Source organism: Bacillus sp. FSL W8-0102 (genome assembly GCF_038007225.1).
In the GTDB taxonomy this organism is placed as follows: Bacteria; Bacillota; Bacilli; order Bacillales; family DSM-4216; genus Bacillus_O; species Bacillus_O smithii.
Map to the genome: position 1 here is coordinate 3456497 of NZ_JBBOWT010000001.1, position 24047 is coordinate 3480543.

Annotated in this window: 21 protein-coding genes and 3 pseudogenes; 7 read left to right on the plus strand and 17 right to left on the minus strand. The window is 40.7% G+C overall.

Going from position 1 to position 24047, the window contains the following annotated elements; genetic code table 11:
* Positions 1-151 precede the first annotated feature (151 nt).
* The 4 genes from N1I87_RS16385 to N1I87_RS16400 all read right to left on the minus strand — a co-directional run bounded on the left by N1I87_RS16385 (position 152) and on the right by N1I87_RS16400 (position 5150).
* On the minus strand, positions 152-1609 hold the full coding sequence (locus N1I87_RS16385; protein WP_341102931.1) for an O-antigen ligase family protein: 1458 nt from the start codon (positions 1607-1609) through the stop codon (positions 152-154).
* 367 nt (positions 1610-1976) lie between these two features.
* Positions 1977-3074 carry a glycosyltransferase family 4 protein gene (locus N1I87_RS16390; protein ID WP_341102933.1) on the minus strand — a complete coding sequence of 366 codons (1098 nt, stop codon included), beginning with the start codon at positions 3072-3074 and terminating at the stop codon, positions 1977-1979.
* 58 nt (positions 3075-3132) lie between these two features.
* Positions 3133-3849, minus strand: coding sequence for a WecB/TagA/CpsF family glycosyltransferase (locus N1I87_RS16395; protein ID WP_270584013.1), 717 nt, complete (start codon positions 3847-3849; stop codon positions 3133-3135).
* 17 nt (positions 3850-3866) lie between these two features.
* Positions 3867-5150, minus strand: coding sequence for a nucleotide sugar dehydrogenase (locus N1I87_RS16400; RefSeq protein ID WP_003352990.1), 1284 nt, complete (start codon positions 5148-5150; stop codon positions 3867-3869).
* A gap of 565 nt (positions 5151-5715) precedes the next feature.
* On the opposite strand from N1I87_RS16400, the gene murJ reads away from it, so the two are divergent.
* The 5 genes from murJ (at position 5716) to N1I87_RS16425 (ending at position 12410) form a co-directional block, all read left to right on the plus strand.
* Positions 5716-7233, plus strand: a complete 1518-nt coding sequence (gene murJ / locus N1I87_RS16405; RefSeq protein WP_327797478.1) for a murein biosynthesis integral membrane protein MurJ — start codon at positions 5716-5718, stop codon at positions 7231-7233.
* 487 nt (positions 7234-7720) lie between these two features.
* Entirely contained in the window at positions 7721-9316 is a 1596-nt protein-coding gene (locus N1I87_RS16410; protein ID WP_341102936.1) for an alpha-glucoside-specific PTS transporter subunit IIBC, read from the plus strand.
* Between the two features lie 227 nt (positions 9317-9543).
* A complete protein-coding gene (locus tag N1I87_RS16415; protein WP_003352995.1) occupies positions 9544-10878 on the plus strand; it encodes a 6-phospho-alpha-glucosidase in 1335 nt (444 codons plus the stop codon).
* Between the two features lie 109 nt (positions 10879-10987).
* Positions 10988-11776 carry a MurR/RpiR family transcriptional regulator gene (locus tag N1I87_RS16420; RefSeq protein WP_341102938.1) on the plus strand — a complete coding sequence of 263 codons (789 nt, stop codon included), beginning with the start codon at positions 10988-10990 and terminating at the stop codon, positions 11774-11776.
* Between the two features lie 115 nt (positions 11777-11891).
* A complete protein-coding gene (locus N1I87_RS16425; RefSeq protein ID WP_048624186.1) occupies positions 11892-12410 on the plus strand; it encodes a PTS sugar transporter subunit IIA in 519 nt (172 codons plus the stop codon).
* 160 nt (positions 12411-12570) lie between these two features.
* Here the strand turns inward: N1I87_RS16425 and N1I87_RS18155 are convergent.
* Positions 12571-12845: pseudogene (locus N1I87_RS18155) on the minus strand (Bax inhibitor-1 family protein); the annotation flags it as partial.
* Between the two features lie 183 nt (positions 12846-13028).
* On the opposite strand from N1I87_RS18155, the pseudogene N1I87_RS16435 reads away from it, so the two are divergent.
* Positions 13029-14696: pseudogene (locus N1I87_RS16435) on the plus strand (IS1634 family transposase).
* 174 nt (positions 14697-14870) lie between these two features.
* Here the strand turns inward: N1I87_RS16435 and N1I87_RS16440 are convergent.
* Genes N1I87_RS16440 through N1I87_RS16450 form a run of 3 tightly spaced genes read right to left on the minus strand, consistent with a single transcriptional unit; the run spans position 14871 to position 16311 of the window.
* A complete protein-coding gene (locus N1I87_RS16440; RefSeq protein ID WP_341102941.1) occupies positions 14871-15239 on the minus strand; it encodes an EamA family transporter in 369 nt (122 codons plus the stop codon).
* Entirely contained in the window at positions 15226-15609 is a 384-nt protein-coding gene (locus tag N1I87_RS16445) for a DUF2304 domain-containing protein (RefSeq protein WP_048624189.1), read from the minus strand. The genes N1I87_RS16440 and N1I87_RS16445 overlap by 14 nt, the downstream gene beginning before the upstream one ends.
* Before the next feature lie 15 nt (positions 15610-15624).
* On the minus strand, positions 15625-16311 hold the full coding sequence (locus N1I87_RS16450) for a glycosyltransferase family 2 protein (protein WP_003353000.1): 687 nt from the start codon (positions 16309-16311) through the stop codon (positions 15625-15627).
* 87 nt (positions 16312-16398) lie between these two features.
* Between N1I87_RS16450 and N1I87_RS16455 the strand changes: the two genes are divergently transcribed.
* Entirely contained in the window at positions 16399-17595 is a 1197-nt protein-coding gene (locus tag N1I87_RS16455) for a hypothetical protein (RefSeq protein ID WP_341102943.1), read from the plus strand.
* A gap of 165 nt (positions 17596-17760) precedes the next feature.
* Here the strand turns inward: N1I87_RS16455 and N1I87_RS16460 are convergent, their stop codons facing one another.
* From N1I87_RS16460 to N1I87_RS16500, 9 genes and pseudogenes are all read right to left on the minus strand, one after another.
* Entirely contained in the window at positions 17761-18408 is a 648-nt protein-coding gene (locus tag N1I87_RS16460; protein ID WP_341102944.1) for a hypothetical protein, read from the minus strand.
* Positions 18409-18563: 155 nt separating this feature from the next.
* Positions 18564-19208 (minus strand): Bax inhibitor-1/YccA family protein, encoded by a 645-nt coding sequence (locus tag N1I87_RS16465; RefSeq protein WP_341102946.1) that lies wholly within the window; start codon positions 19206-19208, stop codon positions 18564-18566.
* Between the two features lie 131 nt (positions 19209-19339).
* Positions 19340-20107, minus strand: coding sequence for a hypothetical protein (locus tag N1I87_RS16470; protein WP_341102948.1), 768 nt, complete (start codon positions 20105-20107; stop codon positions 19340-19342).
* Positions 20082-20543 (minus strand): hypothetical protein, encoded by a 462-nt coding sequence (locus N1I87_RS16475; protein ID WP_341102950.1) that lies wholly within the window; start codon positions 20541-20543, stop codon positions 20082-20084. The genes N1I87_RS16470 and N1I87_RS16475 overlap by 26 nt, the downstream gene beginning before the upstream one ends.
* A complete protein-coding gene (locus N1I87_RS16480; RefSeq protein WP_003353007.1) occupies positions 20536-21105 on the minus strand; it encodes a hypothetical protein in 570 nt (189 codons plus the stop codon). The genes N1I87_RS16475 and N1I87_RS16480 overlap by 8 nt, the downstream gene beginning before the upstream one ends.
* Before the next feature lie 386 nt (positions 21106-21491).
* A complete protein-coding gene (locus N1I87_RS16485; protein WP_341103456.1) occupies positions 21492-22055 on the minus strand; it encodes an NPCBM/NEW2 domain-containing protein in 564 nt (187 codons plus the stop codon).
* Positions 22053-22244: pseudogene (locus N1I87_RS16490) on the minus strand (NPCBM/NEW2 domain-containing protein); the annotation flags it as partial. The pseudogene N1I87_RS16490 and the gene N1I87_RS16485, both read right to left, overlap by 3 nt.
* Before the next feature lie 24 nt (positions 22245-22268).
* Entirely contained in the window at positions 22269-23078 is an 810-nt protein-coding gene (locus N1I87_RS16495) for an S-layer homology domain-containing protein (RefSeq protein WP_341102952.1), read from the minus strand.
* Positions 23079-23346: 268 nt separating this feature from the next.
* Positions 23347-24021, minus strand: coding sequence for an SH3 domain-containing protein (locus tag N1I87_RS16500; RefSeq protein WP_341102954.1), 675 nt, complete (start codon positions 24019-24021; stop codon positions 23347-23349).
* Between the last annotated feature and the right edge of the window lie 26 nt (positions 24022-24047).

Genomic DNA, 24047 nt, shown 5'->3' on the forward strand with positions numbered 1-24047 from the left:
AAAAAGAGAAAAGTTGTCCCTCTGCACCGGAAGAAAACGAAAGAACAGATCGAATTCCGCCAAAACCAAGAACGGATATAAACAAAAAAGGAGAGCAGGCCGCCAGCCATATACTCTCCTTTTTTTACAAAAATTGTTGCTGATGCGTTTCTCATCTAAATCTTAAGGGACGCCCAAACGTTTCTGCCGCCATAGAAGCCACTCCTCCAAGGATCATATAGAAATAGGCGGTGAACGTTTTGTCTTCCCAAATATTATAAAGCAGTCCGCAAACATAAACGGCAATTAATATCGAAATAAGCGCATCGGCGTACGGGGAAGCCGTATGTCTGTTTTTCCAGAGAAAAGCCAGCATTCCCAGCAGGAAAACGGCAAAGCCAACAACGCCAAGCACCCCTGTTTCGGCAATTACTTGAATATATTGATTATCCGAATAAATATTCAAGTTGATCCCATAATGTTTATAAATCGGCGATGAATACGATTTTGACGCTGAATCGCCAAATGTCGAAAATCCGGAACCAATAACAGGATGGTCTTTAAATATTTGCAGACCCTTTCTGACAATGAACAAGCGGCCGGTATTTTTACTTTGCTCGATCGTACTGCCTTCAAACGTCTCTTTCAGCCGTTTTTCCGCGTGTGATTCATCTCCTTGCTGATCAGGCGCCGCAATCGGCTTTTCTTTCAACACGTTCATATTCTGGACGAATTCCGTCGCTTTTGTCACCGGAATACTGATCACTATTACACTCAGCACGATGATCAGCAAAGCTTTCACAACGATTTTCCAATTTCTCGACAAAGCCAAATAGGTGATCAAGCCGACGGCAAGGCCAATAGCCGTTCCTCTTGAATACGTCAAAATCCAAACACCCATCATCACAACTGAACCAATAAGGAGAAACAGCTTCGTTCTTTTGGAAACAAGGGTTGATAAATATAGCGTGCAAATAAAGGCGAGCGTTAAGTAAACAGCCAAAACATTTGGATTGTTAATCAACCCGTAAATGCGCTGCCGGTTTGTCGGTGAAATATAACGCTCCACCCATGTTTCCGGCATCAACAAAGTCCGCAATGATACTTTTTCGACAATTCCTTGAACGGAGAGAATCATAGACATAGTAAAAGTAATCCATAAAAAGCGGTGAATATCTTCTTTTTCAATCGACAGCCGCTTCACTGTATAGAAAATCAAGTATGTAATCACAAAAGCCCGAACTTGAAAAATAATAGCCCCTACGGAAACCCCCGTGATAAGCGCGGACACACAACCTATAAGAATGAACAAAAAGAATCCCCATTCAAACAGCGAAAATTGGAACATCTTTTTCCAATCGTTTCGTTGATCCCAAACCGCTCTTAAAAAGGCAGCAATGGCGATTAAATCACCGGCTATTTTCAAAGAGGGATTTATCTCTATTAAAAACGCCCTTGTTGGAAAGTAGATGAGCAAAAACAACAGACCGTCTTTCGGCCGAATAAACGCCAGCGCAGCTACTATGAGCGAAACGGCCAAACCGATCATACTGTTTGGAAAAAAGAGTGCCACTAAAACAAATAAAACCATAACAAGGATGTATTGATACTTCTCTCGAAAACCAGCCATCTATTTGAACCTTCCTTTTACTCTATTTTTTCGACACGCAATGTTTGTCGAAATATTAAGGAAAAACGCAATTTTTCGCAAACACTACTTTTCCGATTATAAATGATTCCTAAGATGGTCGTCAACGGCACAAGCGACTGGAATGAATGATGATTTACGCTCCGTTTAAGGAAACGAGAACCCCTTTTACGATCATTCTTTCCTGCTAAACTTTTGAATCTAAAAGGAGCGCTTCTTCAATTGGAAAGGGCCGGATCCACCATGCTAAAACAGGATAACAACATCATTTATCCCCTGATCGATTCACAAAGCATGGAGGGATCAGACCCTCACACCATATGCCCTATCAGCATGCAACTTTCGACTGTTAAGACAGCAAACGTTCATATGTATTTCGAATCATTTCATACAAATTCGTCAAGGAAAAATGTCGAGAGGCATGTTGGTAAAGGTCATCCCCCATCTTCGCCAACTCCCCTCTTTGCTTGCGGAAAATCGCTTCCTCCATTGCTTGCCTGTAAAGATCGGCATCACCCGTCGGCACAATCCATCCGGTTTTTTCGTTCGTGATTAATTCATTTACTCCTCCCACATCGGTGGTGATGACGGGCAAATGTTGATTGGCCGCTTCCAGCAGTGCCAAAGGAAAACTTTCGCTATAGGACGCCAACAGAGCCACATCCGACGCCGCATAAATTTCTTCAACATCTTTTCGAAAGCCGAGAAAGTGAACTTGACCGGAGAGGCCGCGTCGGTCGACGGCTTGTTCCAACTCGCTTCGAATCGGACCGTCGCCGACAAAGAGCACTTTTACCTGTGAATTCCCCAACTTTTGAAGAGCTTCCAATACGATTTCATGGCCTTTAATCGGATGCAGACGCGCCACCATGACAAACAAGACGTCATCCTTGTCCGCCCCAAGTTCGGCTCTGGGCACCGGAACTGCTTTTTCTTCTGTAAAATGAATGCCATTGTAAATAGTGGTAATGTTATCTCCACGAATGCCGGCGGCCATTAAATTTTTCTTAAACCGCTCAGACACCGCAAAATAGTGATCCATCTTTTTCACGGCATAAAGATGCAGCGCCGTGAAAATTTTTCCTTTCACTCCTGCTTTCATAAAATCGAGGGATGGATCGCTGTGAATCGTCGTCACCCAGCAAATATTGGTTTTTTTCTTTAAATAAAGACCGAATAGATTGGCGCGAGGGCCGTGAGTGTGCAGCAAATCAAACCGTTCTTGCCGAATATATCGGGCCAGTTTTTTTAAAACAGAAAGGTCATAGCGGGAAGTTTGCTGAAACACTTCGACATGAATGCCGTTTTCCCGAGCTTCTTTCGACAAAGCTCCTTCTTGAAAGACGGCCAAGACGACTTCATTCTTTGCAAATTGTTTTAAAAGGGTAATCACATGCTTGCGCGATCCCCCGGTTTCTCCTCCGCTGATAACATGGAGTACTTTCATCCGAACTTCCCCTCCAAGTGGCGCTTTCTGCTTTTTAAAAGGCCAGCCATTTTCCTCTTTAACGACTGGCCAATACTTTCAGGACAAATTTCGGCAACGCCATTTGACGCTTAATTCGCTTTGGTTCTTTTATTAACCGATACAGCCATTCCAAGCCTGCTTTTCGGAAAAAGGCAGGGGCCCGTTTGACCATCCCGGAATAGACATCAAAGCTGCCGCCCACTCCTTGAAACACTTTCACATGCTTCAGCTCATTCATATGTTCTCTTATCCACAATTCCTGTTTCGGGCTTCCTAAAGCGACGAACAAAAGGACAGCTTTGGAATCGTTGATTTTTTGAATAAGAGCTGATTGGTCTTGAACATAGCCGTTTTCATAGCCGGAAATGATCAGACCGGGAATTTGCCGTTCCAAATTTTCTTTTGCTTTTGAGACGACTTCTTCTTTGGCACCGTACAAAAATACACCGTGCCCTTCCTCTGCGGCAAAACGAAGAAGCCGCCCCATCATATCGACACCTGTCACCCGTTCGCGAATTTTTCCGCCTTTTAACTTGGAAGCAATAATCATGCCAACTCCGTCGGGTATTTGGTAAGTGGATTCATTGATTAATTCTTTTACAAGCGGGTCGCGGTTCGCCGCCATCACTTTTTCCGGATTGACAGCAATGACGGTCGATTTTTTTCCCGCGGCAATCCGCTTTTTAATGTCGGCAATGATTTCCTCATAAGTCAATGGTGAAACGGAGACGCCTAAATATTGTTCCTTTTCCATTTTTGACATCCCTTGCTTTATTCCTGAATTGCTTTTAATTTGGTCAAATCGCCGATTCGATGAAGGGTGATTCCCTCAGCGTCTTTTAAATTCGTGCAATTTTTCGTATCAAACACTACCGGCGTTTTCATACGTTGTTTCAATACGGCAGGATCCAGCTGTTTGAATTCATTGTGATCCGCTAAAATCACAACAAGATGAGCATCTTGAATCGCTTCTTCAAACGGAAGCAGCGTAAATGGCACTTGATCCGGTTGAACGTGCGGATCGTGAATCCGGATTTCATAGCGCGGATTTTGCATCAGTTTTTCTACTACTTCAAGAGCCGGACTTTCGCGGATATCGTCAATGTTGCCTTTGTAAGTCAGTCCACAAAGAGCAATCGTCGGTTTCGCCAATTCCGCCGTCAATTTCTCTACTTGCTCTACAACAAAATCAGGCATGGAGTTATTGATATCTCGAGACAACTTGATTAAGTTCGCTTCTTCCGGAGCCTTTTCGACGATAAAATAAGGGTCTACTGCCAAGCAATGGCCGCCTACGCCCGGACCGGGATGATGCAAGTTGACACGCGGATGCTTATTGGCCAGTTCAATTACTTTATGAGCATCCACTCCAAGTCGGTTGGAGATTTTGGCCAACTCATTGGCAAGGGCGATATTGACATCACGGAATGTATTTTCCATCAGTTTCGACATTTCCGCCGTCAATGCTTCGGTTTCAATGACTTCGCCTTTTGTCACGACTTTCCGATATACATCCGCCGCTTTTTTCGCTGCTTCCGGCGTCAGCCCTCCGACAATACGAGTATTTTCCACCAACTCGATTAAAATTCGGCCAGGAAGCACCCGTTCCGGACAGTGGGCAACATACACGTCTTTTCTTGGATCCAATCCTGCCTGTTCGATCAAAGGAGCGACAATATCATCCATCGTTCTAGGCGGAATGGTCGATTCCACAATGACGATATTGCCTTTGCGCAAATAAGGGAGGATCATCTTCGTCGCACTGATCACATAACTTACATCCGCGGTTTCATCTTGATGAATAGGAGTCGGGACGGAAATGATAAACACATCCGCTTCTTCCGGTTGTGTAGATGCGCGCAATTTCCCTTTTTTCACCACTTCTTTGACGACATCTTCCAAACCGTTTTCTTCTATATGGATCCCGCCGCTATTTAACGTTTCCACCACTTTTTCGTTTACGTCTACACCTACGACATCAAAGCCTGCCTGCGCAAAAACTGCAGAAGTAGGAAGTCCGATGTATCCTAATCCCATTACGCATATTTTTTGCATGTGAAAGACCTCTCTTTATGATGATATTGAAAAACAAAAAATTTGTTTTTAATCGCAAAATTAATAAGCATAGTACTCAACTCAAATAGTATAGCAAATTCACTGATACTTTGCACTATTTACATTGAATGTTCATAAGGCCAATGGTAAAATATAAACCATCTTGAGTGGATTCCAAATTATCCATTATTTGACTCTATCATTATAAATCATTTATAGAATTTAAAATTTGTATACCTTGTGAAATTGTTGGGGTTCCATCCACCTTGCAGGAAAATTTTCCTCGTCATAAAGGATGAAGACTGTTCTCCATCATAACCAAAATCAACCGTTCCCCGCCGCGTTGCAAAAACACGAGATCGTGTTTACTGCGAGGCGGCTTTTCTAGGTGGATTGATTGGATCGAAAAGAGGGCAGGACCGACGTTCCATCATTTATTGGACATCGATTGCGCTGTTCCCATTATATGACACATGAACATATGAACTCTTCCAACAGTCGTTACTTATAGAACGGCTGCCGTTTCGGAAGGCTGTTGCATTTTATTTTGAAGAGGTGTCTCGTTATGTCCTTGAAAAAAACAGCCATTTGGCTGACTATTTTAGCTTTCATTGTTAAACTGTCGGGATTCCTGAGAGAAAGCATTATTGCACGGGAATTTGGAGTCAGTCATCTGACGGACGGTTATATTCTTGCTTTCTCTTTTATCAGCCTGGCAATGGACATGATTTCCGGCGGTTTTAACAATGTTTTTTTGCCGCTGTACGTCAGCCATTCCAAAATGAACGCTAAACAAACGGAACGAAATGCGAATGGCGTCATGAATTTTACGGTTCTGCTTTTCCTCGTGATTACAGTGATCGGCTATTTCTTTGTTCCTGACATCGTGCCGTTCATTTATGGCCACATGGCACCACAGACAGAAAAAGTCGCTGTGGCTATCACTCAATTTTTCTTTTTATTTATGAGCTTAGTGGCATTAAGTGGTATTTTAGATTCCTATTTACAGGCGCATCGGGTGTTCGTCCCTTCACAATTCGCCAAGCTTGTCCAGCCGTTGACCAGTGCGCTTTTCGCTCTGGTGTTTTCCAGCTATTGGGGAATTAACAGCTTAGCTTACGGTTTTATCATCGGAACTTTCATCGGCGTGGTCATCCAATTCAGCTATCTGTATCGAACGGGATTCCGTTGGCAGCCTACTCTTCATGTAGATGCGACATTTCGGAAAACGTTTCTGGTGCTTTTGATCCCTTCGCTGTTAAACTCGGTTGTCAGCCAAACCAATCTGTTTGTCGATAAGGCGTTTGCTTCCAGCATTCCGGGGGCGGCTACTTATTTAAATTACGCATCGCTTATGACATCCGTCCCGCATAATATTTACGCCACTTCGATTGCGGCGATTATCTTTACGCTTTTATCCGAACAATTGGATGATCCGGAAAAGTTTCAAGATATTTTTTATACAGGAATGCAAATTTCTCTGGTTACCCTATTGCCCATTACGGCAGGAATTTATTTAGTCGGACAAGAAGCAATCGCTTTTTTATTCCAAAGAGGAAAGTTTACAGCGGTGGACACGCACTACACTTATATGGCGCTTGTTTGCTTTCTGCCCATTATTGTCACGCAAGGCATGCAATATATCGTTTCTAAAGCCATGTACGCCTTGGGGAAAACAAAAATCATTTTCAGAGTGACCGTTACGACGATCCTGCTGAACGCACTGTTGGACTGGATTTTAATCAAACCATTAGGATATAAAGGGCTTGCTTTATCCAGTTCCATCGTTTCCTTCTATTACTTGATCGTCACGGCCATTGTGATTTATAAGGATTTTCATCCGTCCCAAAAAGTGCGGCTATTTCGATTGATCGTAAAAGCTTTACCGCCGACTATTGTGATGTCGGTCGTACTGATCGCCATAAAGGAAACGCTGCCGCTTTATCATCTTTATCCTTTATGGCAGATCCTGATTTTGGTGCCGCTCGGAGTCGTCTTTTACGTCGCAGGGCTGTATCTGTTTTATCGGGAAGGTTTCTACCAAATGCTGAATTTCTTAAAAAGAAAAAAACGTGCCGTTTAAACGGAAACGGGACAAGCATAAGCGGTGTGATCCGTTGCTTTTCAGAACTCTATTAAGATTCATCCAAAAGACAAAAAGACGAAGGAGCTGCTCCCTCGTCTTTTTCTTTAGACATATAAATGGTTATCTTCCGCTATGAACGCTAATCATGGCTACGCCTGCCACAATGAGCAGCACGCCTGCTATTTTCCAACTTGTCAACGTTTCTCCGAAGAAGAAATCATTTGCTTGTCTGCAAGAATAAAGCCAAACTTCCATCCATATAGTGATCGATTAAGTCGATTGAGAAATTTCCCTCATTTTGAGAAAACGAACAATGAAAGTGATTACGAACAGTTTTCTGTCCCAATATTGTGAAAGAAAAAAAGCATGTGTTATAAAAATAAAGAAAGCGCTTTCGATTGTTATAAGATGCATCTTCGAATGGTGGCCATCCTTGTTTTTGCTCTTTTTAGATTATGAAAATAGGAAAAAGGAGTGAATGGGTATGATGCAAAAAATCCAGCGTTTTGGCGGGGCTATGTTTGTTCCGGTGCTGCTTTTTCCATTTGCCGGAATACTTGTAGGGTTGGCGACATTGTTTAAAAATCCCGACATCATGGGATCCATCGCCGATCCGCATAGCATGTGGTCTAAAATCTGGACTGTCGTGGAAGAAGGAGGTTGGACCGTTTTTCGGCAAATGCCGTTATTATTTGTCATAGGAATCCCAATTGGCTTGGCCAAAAAAGCCCATGCAAGAGCATGTATGGAAGCTCTTGTTACCTATTTAACCTTTAACTATTTTATTAGCGCAATCTTAACTATTTGGGGAGATCAGTTTGGGGTGGATTTTCACCAAGAAATCAATGGCTTCAACGGTTTGACAATGATTGCCGGGATTAAAACCCTAGATACAAACATCATTGGGGCTATCGCTATCTCTTCAATCGTGGTTTTCCTGCATAATCGTTTTTTTGATACGAAATTGCCTGACTTTCTCGGGATTTTCCAAGGATCCTCTTTTGTTGTCATTGTTGCCTTTTTTCTCATGCTTCCCGTTTCTTTAATTACTTGCTATGCTTGGCCCATGGTTCAACATGGCGTTGCCTCTTTACAAGGATTTTTATCAAGTTCCGGAGTATTTGGGGTGTGGTTATATACCTTCTTAGAGCGCATTCTGATCCCAACCGGTTTGCATCATTTTATTTATGGTCCTTTTATTTTTGGCCCTGCCGTGACGGAAGGAGGAATCGCCAAACATTGGATCGAGCATCTGCAAGATTACGCAACATCTGCCCACTCGCTGAAAGAGATGTTCCCACAAGGAGGATTCTCTCTACATGGCATGTCTAAAATCTTTGGCATCCCTGGTATCGCAGCCGCTATGTATGTGACTGCAAAACCCGAAAAAAGAAAACAAGTTTTTGGACTTTTACTACCTGCCACTTTAACTGCTGTCGTTGCAGGCGTTACTGAGCCCATCGAGTTTACATTTTTATTTATTGCTCCTTGGTTATTTGCCGTACATGCTGTGCTCGCGGCTACTATGTCCGCCACTATGTATGCATTTGGTGTTGTCGGAAATATGGGGGGAGGACTGCTTGAGATAGCTAGTTCAAACTGGATTCCATTATTTAAATATCATAGTACAACGTATTTAACACAATGGGGAATTGGTTTAGCTTTTACAGCTATTTATTTCTTTGTTTTCCGATATTTAATTCTGAAATTTAATATTCCGACTCCAGGACGCGAAAAAGATAATGTAACAGAAACTAGATTGTATACAAAAGCTGATTACAAGGCGAAAAAGCAAAGCGGTGATCTAGTAGCCAACGAATATGCGGCTCAAGCAGCCCAATATTTAGAAGCACTAGGCGGCCCGGAAAACATTGTGGAGGTCACAAATTGTGCCACACGTCTTCGCGTAAATGTGAAAGACGAATCAAAAATCACAACAGATAGTGTATTCAAATCCGCTGGAGCACATGGTATCGTTCGTAACGGAAAAGCCATTCAAGTCATTGTGGGTTTATCCGTTCCTCAAGTACGAGAACAATTTGAAAAAATATTAGCTGAAGAAAGCAGCAAAACTGGATGATCTTCATTACGAAAACGATCGTTTCTTAAAGGGGCGTAGCCTTTCCAGCTCAACAAAAATTCAAAAATAAAAAATATTAAAAATTATCTGTTTGAGAAAATGTTTACCTCATGTGAAAAAGAACAAAAAGTGTGATAAGGGACAGAATGATCGATTGGTATTGTTTGGCAATTTTTTATTTGATATAAGAAGAATGTAAGCGTTCACTACGAGAAGGAGGAAGAAAAATGAAAAAATTTTCTATTGTTATTGCTGGTGGAGGAAGCACTTTTACAGCCGGGATTGTATTAATGCTATTAGATCATTTAGACCAATTTCCGATCCGTAAATTAAAATTTTACGACAATGATAAAGAACGCCAAGATATCATAGCCGGAGCCTGTGAAGTTATTTTAAGAGAAAAGGCCCCAGATATTCAATTTATTGCTACTACAGATCCAGAAGAAGCATTTACAGATGTCGATTTTGTCATGGCTCATATTCGAGTAGGAAAATATGCCATGAGGGAATTAGATGAAAAAATTCCATTGAAATATGGAGTGGTGGGGCAAGAAACATGCGGACCAGGTGGAATTGCATATGGCATGCGTTCAATCGGCGGAGTGTTAGAGTTAATTGATTATATGGAAAAATACTCTCCCAATGCATGGATGCTCAATTACTCCAACCCGGCAGCCATTGTAGCAGAAGCCACTCGACGTTTACGTCCCAACTCAAAAGTGTTAAATATATGCGATATGCCTGTAGGTATCGAAAATCGAATGGCACAAATTTTGGGGTTATCTTCTCGTAAGGAAATGACCGTTCGATATTATGGTTTAAACCATTTTGGATGGTGGACGGATATTCGCGATAAAGATGGATATGATTTAATGCCTAAGTTAAAAGAACATGTCGCAAAATACGGATATGTTGTAAAAAATGATGATGCGGAGACCAGCTGGAATGATACGTTCTTAAAAGCGCGTGATGTTTTCGCTGTGGATCCGGACACTTTGCCAAACACATACTTAAAATATTATCTATACCCAGATTACGTAGTAGAACATTCTAATCCGAATTATACAAGAGCCAATGAAGTGATGGATGGCCGTGAAAAATTCGTATTTTCAGAGTGCCAAAAAGTCATTGAAAATCAATCAACTGAAGGATGCGCCCTTCATGTGGATGAACATGCCTCCTATATTGTGGATTTAGCCCGTGCCATTGCTTATAACACACATGAAAGAATGTTATTAATTGTTGAAAACAAAGGAGCTATTTCCAATTTCGATCCAACCGCCATGGTTGAAATTCCTTGTATCGTAGGCAGCAACGGTCCTGAACCTTTGTCCATCGGCGAAATACCACAATTTCAAAAAGGATTAATGGAACAACAAGTCTCTGTTGAAAAATTAGTAGTGGAAGCGTGGATCACAAAATCTTATCAAAAATTATGGCAGGCCTTAACTTTATCCAAAACTGTTCCTAGCGCTAAGGTGGCGAAGGAAATATTGGATGAATTAATGGAAGCGAATAAAGAGTATTGGCCTGAACTGCATAAAGAAGAAGTCACGGTGTAACATTAGATCAAATAAACGAAACAAAAAGTACAGACATCCATTTGTACTTTTTGTTTCACCCCTCTTTTTGAAATTTTTGGTAAACTATTTCAAGAGGAGGGATTAAAAAATGAAAATTGAAGAGTTAATCAATAAGCATTATAACCAACTCCATGATAATGACCTTCATATTTTAAAATATATTTTAAACAACAAAAGCTCCTGCTATGAATTAGGAATCAATAGTTTAGCAGAGAAATGTAATGTTTCTCGCTCATCCATTTTACGATTAGCACAAAAACTAGGCTTTAGCGGGTATAGCGAGTTTCGAGTATTTTTGAAATGGCAAGACCAAAAAGATCCGAATATCCATAAAAGTGGAGTGGAAATTTTAAGGAACGATATTCTTGAAACATTAAAATATGTGAAGAATACAGATTTTTCCGAAATATGCCGTTTGATCTATCATACTGAAAAAATATTTGTTTACGGAACAGGAACCGCTCAATTAAATTGTGCTTTCGATTTACAACGAATGTTTCTTCCCGTGCGGAAATATTTCCATGTGATCCAAGCGCAAACTGAGTTTGAAATGATCATCAAAGATTTAACATTGAACGATTTGATCATCATCATTTCGTTTTCTGGTGACACTCCATCCATTTTTCCAGCCGTTCAATCTTTAGTCGCAAAAGGAATCCCGTTTATTTCCGTCACGAATTTAAAAAACAATCGATTGGCAAGAATGACTCCATACAATTTATATGCCTATAGTTCATGCAACGAACTAAAGGATGGAACAAAACTGAATACGTTTTCTTCTTTCTTTATTGTTGGTGAAATGCTTTTTCACCATTATGTAGATTTTATGAAACAAAAAGAAAGTGATCAAAACGATGAACAAGGATCCATTCATTGAAAAGCACTCAAACTCAAAGGCATTCTTCTAAGACTTTTTGGAATACGGTAATCTCTCCTTTTCAAGTTATGTTATTCTATCATACTCAAACTATTCACGAAAGATGGGATGAGACATGTTAAAAAATGTATTTCGTAAAAGAGCCAAAAAAGTGATTGAAGAATTATATTCTCCACTAAGCGGAGAAGTGATACCATTAGAGCACGTCCCTGATCCTGTGTTTGCTCAAAAAATGATGGGTGACGGTTTAGCCATTATCCCAAGTAGCGGAAAAGTGGTTTCTCCAACCAATGGGAAAATCGTGAAAATCTTCCCTACAAAACACGCCATAGGTCTCCTCTCAGATAAAGGATTGGAAATCCTTATACATATTGGCTTAGATACAGTAGAATTAAATGGAGAAGGATTTGAAGTATTCGTTCAAAATGGACAAATCGTAAAAACCGGAGAGCCTTTATTAAAGGTGGATTTGGAGTATTTAGAAAGAAAGAATAAAGAAATAGTAACTCCTGTGATCATTACAAATATACTTGAAAAAGTGGAAAGTTTGGAATACGCCGCTCATCACGTCGTAACAAAAGGAGAAATTTTGCTGACATGTCATGTGAAAATGTGGGAAAAAGAATCTCTTTAATACGATACAATATGGCGACTTACCCATACGGCTATCACAACGAAAACCAAATAAACGCATGGCAGAATGGACCAATGGCGAATATCAAAATGTTTAGTACAACAAAGAAAAGCCCGGCGGAGAAATCTCTGCTGGGCTTCGATATGTTTCTTGACCGGTCTTAATCGTCCCTTCCCCAATACCGAGGATTTGAAGAATATTGATAAATAAGTTAATGAAATCCAAAGACAGTGATAATGTTAATAACGGAACCATTTCTTCCGTAATGTGACGGTGTTTCATTTGGTTGAAATCAAAAAGTATATAAAGAGAGAAAACGATGGACCCGATGACCGACTTGCGAGCATTCCACCGGAAGTTAACGGGCTAAAAATATTAAAAAATGCTAATGAACACAAACGCTAATAAGGCGACAAATAAAATGATGCCCAAAAACTCACTTACTTTTCACCCGAGTTCGACAGTTTTGAGGCCATTTTAGGCAAATGAAAATGGCCAAAATGCTGTTATATCAAAGATTTCGCGATGCGGATCCTAGAAAAAAACACTGAATTTCATAGGCACACGACTTGTTTATTTTAACTTTTAAAACAGCTGAATATCGGTTATAATATAGGCATGTACATACGGCGAGTAACACGCAAAAACAAAGATGGAACGACCGTGGCGTATCTCCAGCTTGCTCACAACGAATGGGATCCGAAGGCCAAATATGCGAAAGCGAAGGTGATTTATTCGTTTGGGCGCGAAGACGAGGTGGATCGCGCTGTCTTGGAGCGTCTGGCCAAAAGCATTTCGCGATTCCTTTCTCCTGAGCAGGCTTGGGAAATCGAGACGTTGACAGGAGAAGTGTCGGATGACTTTCAGTTTCAATCAAGCAAACGCCTTGGTGGCGCTTGGCTTTTGGATCAGCTCTGGAGACAACTGGGATTGGGAGAGATTCTCCACTCCTTGTTTGCCTCCCGACATCATCAGATTCCGTTGGAACGGCTGATTTTTGCCATGGTGGCGAATCGTGCCCTTCATCCGTCAAGCAAGTTGGCGATGGAGGAGTGGGTGGAGAAAGACGTGCATATCCCTCATCTTCCCCAAGTCGCCGGCCACCAGTTGTACCGGGCGATGGATGAGCTGCTGGCTGTGCAGCCGGAATTGGAACGCCAAGTGTTCCATGCCGTGGCCGATTTATTGAACCTGGAAGTCGATTTGATTTACTTTGATACGACTTCGTCGTACTTCGAAGTGGATCCATCCGAAACACCAGAAGGAGAATCGCTTCGAAAGCAGGGGTTTTCCAAAGATAAGCGTCCCGATTTGGTCCAAATCGTCATTGGACTGGCCGTTACCCGGGAAGGAGTCCCCATTCGCGCTTGGGTATGGCCTGGCAATACGATGGATATGACGGTCATCAAACAGGTGAAACAAGACTTGATTGGCTGGAAGCTTGGGCGTGTGATCAGCGTGATGGACCGCGGATTTTCGTCTGAAGAGAATTTGCGAATCTTGCAACAGGCCGGGGGACACTACATTGTCGGCGAAAAAATGCGGTCCGGCAAGGCCGCCGTCGAAGAGGCCCTAAACCGTCGCGGGCGCTACCAACAAGTTCGCGAGAACTTGCATATTAAAGAAATCATCGTGGGCGACGGAGAAGCGCGTCAGCGCTATGTTCTCGTGTACAATCCCAGCGAAGCCGAACGCCAACGCAAGGAACGGGAAAAGCTGCTCGAATCGCTGAAAGAGGAGTTGGAGGGGCTTCGCCAACTCCCCAATGAAGCTCATCATAAGGCCACCTGCCGGCTGCGTTCCCATCCGTCCTACGGAAAATACTTGCGTCAATTGAAGGATGGAACGCTTCGCATCGACAAGCAAGCGGTTCGTGAAGCGGAAAAGTACGATGGCAAATATCTCATCCGAACCTCCGATGACACCTTGTCTGCCGAGGATGTCGCGCTTGGGTATAAGCAACTGGTGGATATCGAGCAGGCCTTTCGGACGTTGAAATCAACACTCGAGCTGCGCCCCATGTATCATCGCTTGGAAGACCGTATCCGGGCGCATGTGCTGCTCAGTTGGCTGGCTCTCTTGCTGGTTCGGATCGTGGAGATCCGAACTCATGAATCGTGGCCGAAAGTAAGAGACGAATGCGAGCGTCTCATGCTTGGACATTTTTCTTGAAAAAACGGCGACCTTTATCAACGAACCGAACTGACGGCCAAACAAGCGCTATTCCTTGCGGCTCTAGGGCTGGAACCTCCTCCAAAGATTCTAGGCATCCACCCTCGCACCTAGATACACGCCCGAAGTGTGCCCAAATGCCTCCGATCCCTTTTGTATCAAGGGGCGAGAGGCATTTTGTTTGCCTAGTGACTGTCGAACTCGGGTTTCAGAACTCTATTAAGATTCATCCAAAAGACAAAAGACGAGGAGCTGCTCCCTCGTCTTTTTCTTTAGACATATAAATGGTTATCTTCCGCTATGAACGCTAATCATGGCTACGCCTGCCACAATGAGCAGCACGCCTGCTATTTTCCAACTCGTCAACGTTTCTCCGAATAAGAAATAGGCCCCAAACAATGCAAACACGTAGGCAAGCGATTGGATCGGGTACGCCACGCTTAACGAAACTTTCGATAAAATAAACAGCCACAACACCGTAGCAGCCCCGTACAAAATCAAACCGGTCAATATATACGGCGATAGCAGCAGCTTCAAAATCCCCAAAAGAGAGGAAAAACTTTGGCCGCTTTTCATCATCCCGTATTTCCATAAAAATTGTCCGCTCACCAATATGAGAGTGTTGACCAATATCAGCACAAAATTAATCGGCGTCATGGCGTTCCTCCTTTTCCGCTCTGAGCGAATGTTTCAGATCTTCCAGTTCTTTTTCTACATAGGCCAGTTCTTGAATGACTTTGGTCAACTTTGCCTGCTGTTTGGATAAAACAATCGTATGATACATCAGCAAAGTCAGCACGACGAAAAAAGCCGCCACAAAAATAAAAGACGGCATATACGAAATGCCAACGGCCCGTGCCAATCGATTTAAAACCGGAAGCAAACATGCAATCAAGATCGCCGCAACAGACAAAACCAGCCAAAGGAACGCCTGCTGATCCTGCAGTTTATTTTTGGAAGTCAGCCACACGACTTGCACGAAAAACAACACGGCCATGACAATCGAAATGATTTGCACAAACCCCATATACATAACGCTCCTTTAAAAAACCGATCGAATTAAAGAAAAAAACGTGACTTTTAACATATAGTAAATGGATCGAAACGGTGTAATGGAAGATTGTCCGCCTTGCCGTTCATTCATTTCCACTTTAATCTCTTTTATTTTGAAATGCTGGTGCGCCAATTTCACCAATACTTCCACTTCCGGATAGTCAACCGGATAGTGGCGGACAAACTCTTTCATTACTTTGCGGTTGACAATGCGGTAGCCCGATGTCGGATCGGTTACTTTAATGTGAGCAATCCATTTTAACATATAATAAAAATAATAAATGCCCAATCTCCTGATCCAACTGCCTTTATACCCGGTTTTTTCCACAAATCGAGACCCGATGACCATATCGTAATCGGAGCCGGTGATGGCCTGCACTAATTTTTCCAAGTCTTTCGGATCATGTTGGCCGTCGGCATCCAATTGGATCGCATAATCGTATCCGTTCCTGTACGCATAAATATAGCCGGTTTGCATCGCTCCGCCGATTCCAAGATTCGCCGCCAGACTGATATGGGGAATTTGATGTTCGTTTAAAATTTCTTCCGTCCGATCGGTGGACCCATCATTCACGACAATAAAATCATAGCTGCAGGAGTTTCGAAGCCGGTTTACAGTATGGTGTATCGTGTCCTCTTCGTTGTAGGCAGGGATGATGATCAAGATTTTTTCCATAAGACAAAATCCTCCGGCTCTGTAAATTCAAAGCAGAATTTTCATGATATAATGCAAATGAAAAATGACAATAGAAAGGATCTCCATATGCCAACGATTCATAAACGAAACATAATCGGTTATGTATTCTTGTTTCTTCTTATGGAAGCAATACTACTTTTTTATTTATATCAAACCGGAAAACAATTCTTTCGCATTACTCCGGATGGTCAGCTTTATTTTAATATAGCCGAAAATTTCGTCAAGGGAAACGGGATGATCAACACCGTCCGCAAAGAGGACATTATTGTGCCCCCGCTGTTTTCCATTTTTTTAGTGCCGTTTGCGTTTTTCCACAGCGCTAAACTGTTTATTCTTTTTCAGTATGTCGTTTACGGATTCAACGGCGTCCTTCTTGCCTTTTTGGGAGAACAATTGTTTCACCGTTTCAAATCAGGCATGGCGGCCGGGCTTCTGTATGCTGTTCATCCTGTCCTGTTGTTGAACGGTCCGCAATATTTGCTGACAGAAACGCTTTTTATTACGTTTATTCTCTTGATCCTATACAGCATCTTGCGCTTTATTCGCGACGAAAAGAAAACAAAATGGCTGATAACGTCCGTAGCGCTTTTGTCGGCTAGCTTATTATTCCGGCCTCATCTTATGTATGTGTTTTTGCTGCTCGGCCTGTTATGGCTCCTATATTGGCGGACAAAAAAATTGCGAGCCGCGACGATTCTTGCCTTTTTGATTCCCGTTGTTTGTTTAGCCGCCAATGGGCTTCACAACTGGTCTCTTCACGGGAAATTTGTGCTTTTGGAAAACTATAGCGGGCAAAATCTATATATCGCCAATAATCCTCATACGAAAGTGGCGTTCTTTGCAACGACCATCGTCGACCAATTTGTAGAGCCTGAGTATTTTTCATACAGCCGATTGAGCTTATCAGAAAAAAGCGAGTTGTTAAAAGAAAAAGCCGTTCATTACATGCTCTCTTACCCCGGCGAAACGATCAAACGGCTTGTGCTGAAAACCGGTCTGTTCTTCCAAGGGATTGACGCCCTCGATTGGATGACTCTCTTCATCAGCATAGCCGGAATCGTCTGGAGTTTATGGAAAGAAAAGAAAATGCGGCTGGAAATTTTATTTCTGATCTTATTTATACTGGGATTTGCCGTTTTGACTTCCCTCGGTCTACTCGTCGGCGGACAACGCTACCGCGTTCCGATTATTCCGGTCTATCTGCTCTTTGGCGGCTACTTTCTCTCTTCTCTTTTGCCAAGACAGTTATTCCGCGGGAAATAATGAGAATGCCGATCAACACCTGGCCCCCACTCCATCCATATAGCGATGAGAGGAACCGGAGCGGCCAGGTATATACGATCCGGTTTCTAAACATCATAATTTTTCGAATAATCTAAATTTGTGAAGTCCATTAGATGCCCGCAATGTGATTGGTTCACGGGCATATCATCGCGATAAATCCTTGTTGGTTTCTTGAAGTGTGGGCAACATTTTAAGAAAACGAATATATAAAATAGTCACGATAAGATACCCCACTAAATAATAGAAAGAAAACAGATCGATTTGTCGGACGATCATGGTGCGGACCGCAAAGAGAACAAAAGGCAGCACAAACATCCAAGGGATGAATCTCATCGTTTTTTGAAAATGAGAGAGAAGGGTTCTATTCCACGTGAACTTTCCGAATAGGAGATAGATATTCCCTATAATAAATCCGATCACAAAAGGCAAAATGGCAGAAACATTGATGAACCCTAACAAAATGGGCACCGAAAGAGCCCCAAAAGAACCTGTGGCTAACACGGTAGAGTAGCTGAGCTTTATGACATGATGATTCAAATCTTCCCTATCATACTCTTTTAAAAGATCAGCCGCCAATTCATTCGGAGACAAAAATTCCATTAACACACTCTGAGGAATTTCTTCCGGACTAACCCCTTTCTTTTCTTTTTCCAATGCCTTTTCATATAAATCAGAACGAACCTTTTGAATAAAGGGGTGTTTTACATCTGGAGGCAAATCATGCAGCCTTTTGCTAAAATCTTCAAGATACGATTGAACCAGCTGATGGGAGAAAAAACGATCTTTTCTCATTTCCGCACCCTTCCTTATAAGGAATTTCAGGATCTCTTTAATATGACCATACTTCCTTTTGAACCTTGCGTTATATCAGCGAACGCGAATAAAGGAAAAGCCCCACAGAGATTTCTCTGTAGAGCTTTTGACATATTGCAGGCCGCGACAGCCGCCTAATCTTTGCTTTGCCAAATACCGAGGATTTGAAGAATATTGATAAATAAGTTAATGAAATCCAAATACAGAGATAATGTTAATAACGGAACCATTTCTTCCGTAATGTGATGGTGTTTCATTTGGTTGAAATCAAAAAGTATATAAAGAGAAAAAACGATGGACCCGATGACCGAGTATGCGAGCATTCCACTGGAAGTTAACGGGCTAAAAATATTAAAGATGCTAATGAACACTAACGCTAATAAGGCGACAAACAAAATGGTGCTCAAGAACGATAAATCTTTTTTAGTGACGGCCCCGATCAAGCCCATGACGGCAAATATCCCGAATGTCGAACCAAAAGCCATCAAAACCACTTGCGCACCAGCTGCGGAAATATAATGGCTCACGATCGGATAAGTGGTGATTCCGGAAAGGAAGGTAAAAACATAAACAAACGTATAGCCGACACTTTTGCTTCTTCTTAACAAAAACGCTGCGAAAATCATGACAAATTCCGCTATGGCCAACGGAAACATCAATACCGGAGGAACAAATTTCCCTGCATACATACCGACCGTTGCGAATAATAAAGAAATGACAAACGTCACAAGAACTTTTTGAAACATCGATCTTCGGTTTACTTGAACAACATCTATCATCAAACATCCCTCCTTTCTTATATTATACTTTTGTTCCTATATTATTTCCATTCTTTGTATAAAAGATGAATCTCTACTATCTACACTTTATTAGAAGGAAAAGGTCTTTTTATTTCCATTATAATCATCTTTTAAGAATTCATCCCCCATTGGAATAACTCATCTCGTCCAATTAAATAAAATGAATCCTCCTTTTTCCATAAACCTAGACGCTGTAACTTAAAGCGTATTAATTCTTTATTATCAAAAGATACCAACAATATCGAATAATTGAGGCCTGCAGTATTTAACTCATTTGCTAGTAACTGTAAATATTTAATGTCTTTCGTATGGAAGGCTTCCGGGCTGAATTTAACCTCTGCAAACTCTCCCACTTTTCCATCCCAAAATCCAGCATCGACCGTTTGCCGATAAACATCGCTGTCATCTTCTTTTTTATAAGAAAACGACGGAATATATTTTACCGGTTTGCCATCAACCACTACCATTACCCCATATCCAAAAACACCTTTTTTACCACTGTGCCTTAAACTAAAGACTTTTTCAAATAACTTTTCCGGAACTAGCCCGCGCATTTTTTTTCGATCTTCTTCATTTTGGCACACTGAAAAGAATTCATGAGTTAAATTAATCAATTGTAAAGTATCTGGAGCTGCTTTTTTGCGATTAGGAGCTATGGCTTGAGACCATCTTTGGAGTTTTGTTTTATAATTATCAAGCGTCCATGTACTGCTGATCCTCATAAACTCACAAAAAGGCCTAAATTGACTTCTATAAGTAAATAAAAATTCGGCAATCTTTTTTGCCGTTGGTTCAAGATTAGGGTATGGATAATCTGAATGGCAGAATTGTATTCGCATCAAAGCATTCAATTTACTCACCGACCGATTGATTTTCATGATTCAGTTTCATTGATTCCAAGATATCCATCGTTGGTAACACAATTGGTGCGATTAGCATATGAGAAGTTAAAGAAGTTATTAAACTACGAGTATATGGCAATAACTGTGGAACCGTTTGTATATCTGTCCAGTATTCTAATTTTTCTGTTGAAGCAGAAGTATTAGCCTTAAAACGTCCTTTGTATACAATTTCGATTTTTAATACTATATCATCACTACCCTCTTCCCTACTATTCACGACGGTTTTTAAAAAAGTGTTAACTTCTTTTTCACTAATTGGTTCTAAGCGCTTTCCTAAAACAATTTCATTTACATATTTCCCCTTTTTAAACGGTTTCATCTTGTCTATATGTACAGATTCAAGACTTGCTTCTATTAACTGAATTTTTGTTTTAGCCAATGTATACAACTCGTAAGCCTGTTGATTATCCAATAATATCCACTCCTTTTTTTGTATAATTATAACAAAAGCCCTGCTGATTTACAGCAGAGCTTAATATAAATTCCCATTCTATATGATCCGAATCAGATTTCAGCCTATTATTAAAAAAAACGGTTTCTTCAAAAACATCTACTAAATCAGTGGCAGACGATTCCATACAACCCGTTATAAATTCATTTAGTGCTGTAAGTAATTCAGAAATAGACAATAACAGATTAGAATGGATTTCATTTTCAATGTCCATCTCTAAAAGCATCTGTCTATATGTTAAAAAGTTTAATATTTCCTCTGTATCCGGTAACGTCGTTTTTCCAATGTTTTTTACATAGCCTATACCGTACTCATTCATCCAGTCCCAAAAATACGAATTTTCATCGTCAAGATCAATTCCGTATTTTACCATTTGGGGGAACGAAACAAAATTAGCAGGTGACCATTTCATACAATGAAATAAACTGCTGATCATACTATTCATAATGAAAGTCAACAATCGATCAGATTCAGTTTGATCCGTCCTTTGAATTCCCATGAACTCCCAAACATTGACGTTCATAGTCCTTCCTCCTTCCGAACGTGCTGTTTAACTTTATTATATAGAATATACGTCCAAAACGATACTAAAAATATCGTAAAAATTTTTCGACAAATACTCGATAAAGAAATGCTAAATTTGAGATCCTTTTTCGCTCTACCCTACGCATGCATAATAATAACGATGAATAAATAGGATCTTTTTTATCATTGTGACCTCTATACATATCTTCTATACAGGATACTGCCATAAAACCGCTCCTTTTCCATTTGGTTCTTATTCCTATTCTATTTAAAATCAGTGAATAAGTTGTCTTTTCGCCATATACAGAATCTTTTATTTATAAAAACAAAAACCCTGCAGAGACTTCTCTCTGCAGAGTTTTCCGTCAGACTTAAGCACAAATTTTAATTTTTAATAAAAATCGGGTTAAAAAACCCAATTTCTGAATCATCTGTCGGGTTAGGTACTTCTACATATATTCTTAAAACTTTCTTTCCCGTCACATCAATTGAAACATCTTGTGTAAGCATGCCCGCAGACCATGTCATGGTTTTTAAAGGTTGTTGGTCGGCTGAAAAAATAAGAGTCATATCATTTTTTGTATTTTGATACATCTTGGTTAATCCAACTGTCGCCTTAAAGGTTTTGTATTTTCCATTTAAAGGATACTCAACATATGCCCAGCCTTGTCCGGCATCTGCAAAGGAACTTATATGCATAGTTAAATAATTTTTATATTTTTCACCCGTATTGCTTTTTACAGTGTAATATGGATCAGCATAAGCAGAACTATATGAATTTTGCGAAGACCCTGACTGAAAATTCATTATTTTAATCCCATTTTCATTATAGATAACGGTTTTGGACGGACGCGGCGCACTGATTAATGGAGCAGGTTCATTGTTTAAGGTAAAAACAGGATTAAACAAACCTATTTCGGAAGTGTCTTTTGGATCTTCCACTTCCATATAAATTCTTAAAATCTTCTTTCCTTTAACATTTACAGTAACATTTTCCGTCAGCATTCCTGCAGTCCAAGTCATATTCTTTAAAGGCTGTCCATCTGCTGTAAATTTTAAATGAATTTCATTGGTTGTATTTTGGTATTGTTTGGTTAAACCGACGATGGCACTGAAAGTTTCATATCTTCCATTTAACGGAAATTCTACATATTCCCAGCCTTATCCGGCATCTGCAAAGGAACTTATATGCATAGTCAAATAATTTTTGTATTTTTCACCCGTATTGCTTTCTACAGTGTAATATGGATCAGCATAAGCAGAACTATATGAATTTTGCGAAGACCCTGACTGAAAATTCATCACTTCAATCCCATTATCCAAATAGACTGTTCGATTGCCGACACTTCTGAACTTACTGTCCATGATCCGTGATAAAAACACTGAAAATTCGGCTCTTGTTAAAGGTTGATTGGGTCTGAAAGTCTTATCGCTAAAACCAGTTGTAATATGGTTTGCGGCCAATGATTGAATGTATTCATACGACCAATAGTAATCTGGAACATCGATGTATTTTTCGGTGGATGTTCCGCCCAATCCATAAGATTTTGCCAAAATAGCCGCCATCTCTCCTCTCGTCAGCAGCTGACCAGGATAGTAATAACCATCTTTAATAAGATCGTCGATAATATTTTCATCTGCTAGAGCACTTACCGATTGGAAATAAGGGCTACGTGTGCTGACATCCTTTAAATTAGGGTTCGGACGATTTTTGGTACTTAGGCTCAAAGCTTTCGTCAACATGATGGCAGCTTGTCCTCTGGTTATGTATTGACCGGGCTTGAAGGATCCATCATTAAACCCGCTAATAATACCTTTTGAGCTTAAATAGTCAATTTCATCCGCCGCCCAATAATTCGTCGGTACATCTTTAAAAGAATTCTTTGCCTCAGCCTTTCCATAGTTAAAAATCAAATTACTAAATAATAAAAATATTACAACGATAAAGGATATGTATGGATTCTTTTTCACTACTATTTCCTTTCTCATATTATCGAATTATGTAGTGGTATTTCCATACTAGTTAAATTATACCATATTTTATGGGCGCAATGTCCTAAATCACATTTTTTTATTGAACTTATAGAAAATAATTCAAGACTCCGACGCCTAATTCCCATCGAAGGAAATTCAAAAATGAACTTCTTTACTTTTGTCCTTACAAAATAAAGTTTCAAATACAAGAAAAAAAACCTGTAGAAGCTTCTACAGGACTTTTTGTATCGGAAGGGTAACAGACTTAATCATTTTTCATAGCACCATTGTCCGGATCAATAATGACATACCAGTAGCCATAAGCAAAATTTTTGTATCCAACTCGAGCACGATATACATCTCTTTCTTTCTCGTAATAAATCATTTTAACTTCTGTGTCCGGATGAGGAAAGCTTTGAAGAATTAACTGCTTTGCTTCGTTGATTGTAAGTCTGCTTGTAAATCGAAAAAAACTTGTGGCTACATATGCGGTTTTTCCATTGTAGCGGATTTCCGACCAACCGCCATCTTTGACCGCATATACGTAAATCACCGCTCCTTTTTTAAGAGTTCCAATCACTCTGGCATTTGGGCTTGGTTTCTCTCTAACTTTCAAGGATGGGGATGCGGTTATCACTGCTTTTTTGCTAAATACCGTTTTCGCTGTCCCTTGCTGTACGAGATATATTGATGCAACGTACCCATCTTTATTATTGTACTTGATTTTTGACCATCCACCGGGCGCCGTGTTGTATACATAAACAACTGTCCCATTTTTTAGAGAACCGATTACTTTGGCTTTCGGACTTGGCTTTTCTCGAACATTTAATGTCGTGCTTACCTTGACTACATGATAGCCTGTACTCGCTTCTGCCTGCTGTAAGGGGACAATAACAGCGAATAAAAGAATAAACGTAATAAAAACAAAAACTTTTTTCATATCGATTGTACCTATCCTCCTAGTTC

Coding starts and splice junctions, on each gene's coding strand:
- N1I87_RS16440 (WP_341102941.1), bottom strand. CDS start 15,239: ATGACGCCGATTAATTTTGTGCTGATATTGGTCAACACTCTCATATTG.
- N1I87_RS16445 (WP_048624189.1), bottom strand. CDS start 15,609: ATGGGGTTTGTGCAAATCATTTCGATTGTCATGGCCGTGTTGTTTTTC.
- N1I87_RS16455 (WP_341102943.1), top strand. CDS start 16,399: ATGCCAACGATTCATAAACGAAACATAATCGGTTATGTATTCTTGTTT.
- N1I87_RS16400 (WP_003352990.1), bottom strand. CDS start 5,150: ATGCAAAAAATATGCGTAATGGGATTAGGATACATCGGACTTCCTACT.
- N1I87_RS16460 (WP_341102944.1), bottom strand. CDS start 18,408: ATGAGAAAAGATCGTTTTTTCTCCCATCAGCTGGTTCAATCGTATCTT.
- N1I87_RS16470 (WP_341102948.1), bottom strand. CDS start 20,107: ATGAAAATCAATCGGTCGGTGAGTAAATTGAATGCTTTGATGCGAATA.
- N1I87_RS16385 (WP_341102931.1), bottom strand. CDS start 1,609: ATGGCTGGTTTTCGAGAGAAGTATCAATACATCCTTGTTATGGTTTTA.
- N1I87_RS16420 (WP_341102938.1), top strand. CDS start 10,988: ATGAAAATTGAAGAGTTAATCAATAAGCATTATAACCAACTCCATGAT.
- N1I87_RS16390 (WP_341102933.1), bottom strand. CDS start 3,074: ATGAAAGTACTCCATGTTATCAGCGGAGGAGAAACCGGGGGATCGCGC.
- N1I87_RS16450 (WP_003353000.1), bottom strand. CDS start 16,311: ATGGAAAAAATCTTGATCATCATCCCTGCCTACAACGAAGAGGACACG.
- N1I87_RS16500 (WP_341102954.1), bottom strand. CDS start 24,021: ATGAAAAAAGTTTTTGTTTTTATTACGTTTATTCTTTTATTCGCTGTT.
- N1I87_RS16410 (WP_341102936.1), top strand. CDS start 7,721: ATGATGCAAAAAATCCAGCGTTTTGGCGGGGCTATGTTTGTTCCGGTG.
- N1I87_RS16480 (WP_003353007.1), bottom strand. CDS start 21,105: ATGAACGTCAATGTTTGGGAGTTCATGGGAATTCAAAGGACGGATCAA.
- N1I87_RS16395 (WP_270584013.1), bottom strand. CDS start 3,849: ATGGAAAAGGAACAATATTTAGGCGTCTCCGTTTCACCATTGACTTAT.
- N1I87_RS16485 (WP_341103456.1), bottom strand. CDS start 22,055: ATGGAAGTGGAAGATCCAAAAGACACTTCCGAAATAGGTTTGTTTAAT.
- N1I87_RS16425 (WP_048624186.1), top strand. CDS start 11,892: ATGTTAAAAAATGTATTTCGTAAAAGAGCCAAAAAAGTGATTGAAGAA.
- murJ (WP_327797478.1), top strand. CDS start 5,716: ATGTCCTTGAAAAAAACAGCCATTTGGCTGACTATTTTAGCTTTCATT.
- N1I87_RS16465 (WP_341102946.1), bottom strand. CDS start 19,208: ATGATAGATGTTGTTCAAGTAAACCGAAGATCGATGTTTCAAAAAGTT.
- N1I87_RS16415 (WP_003352995.1), top strand. CDS start 9,544: ATGAAAAAATTTTCTATTGTTATTGCTGGTGGAGGAAGCACTTTTACA.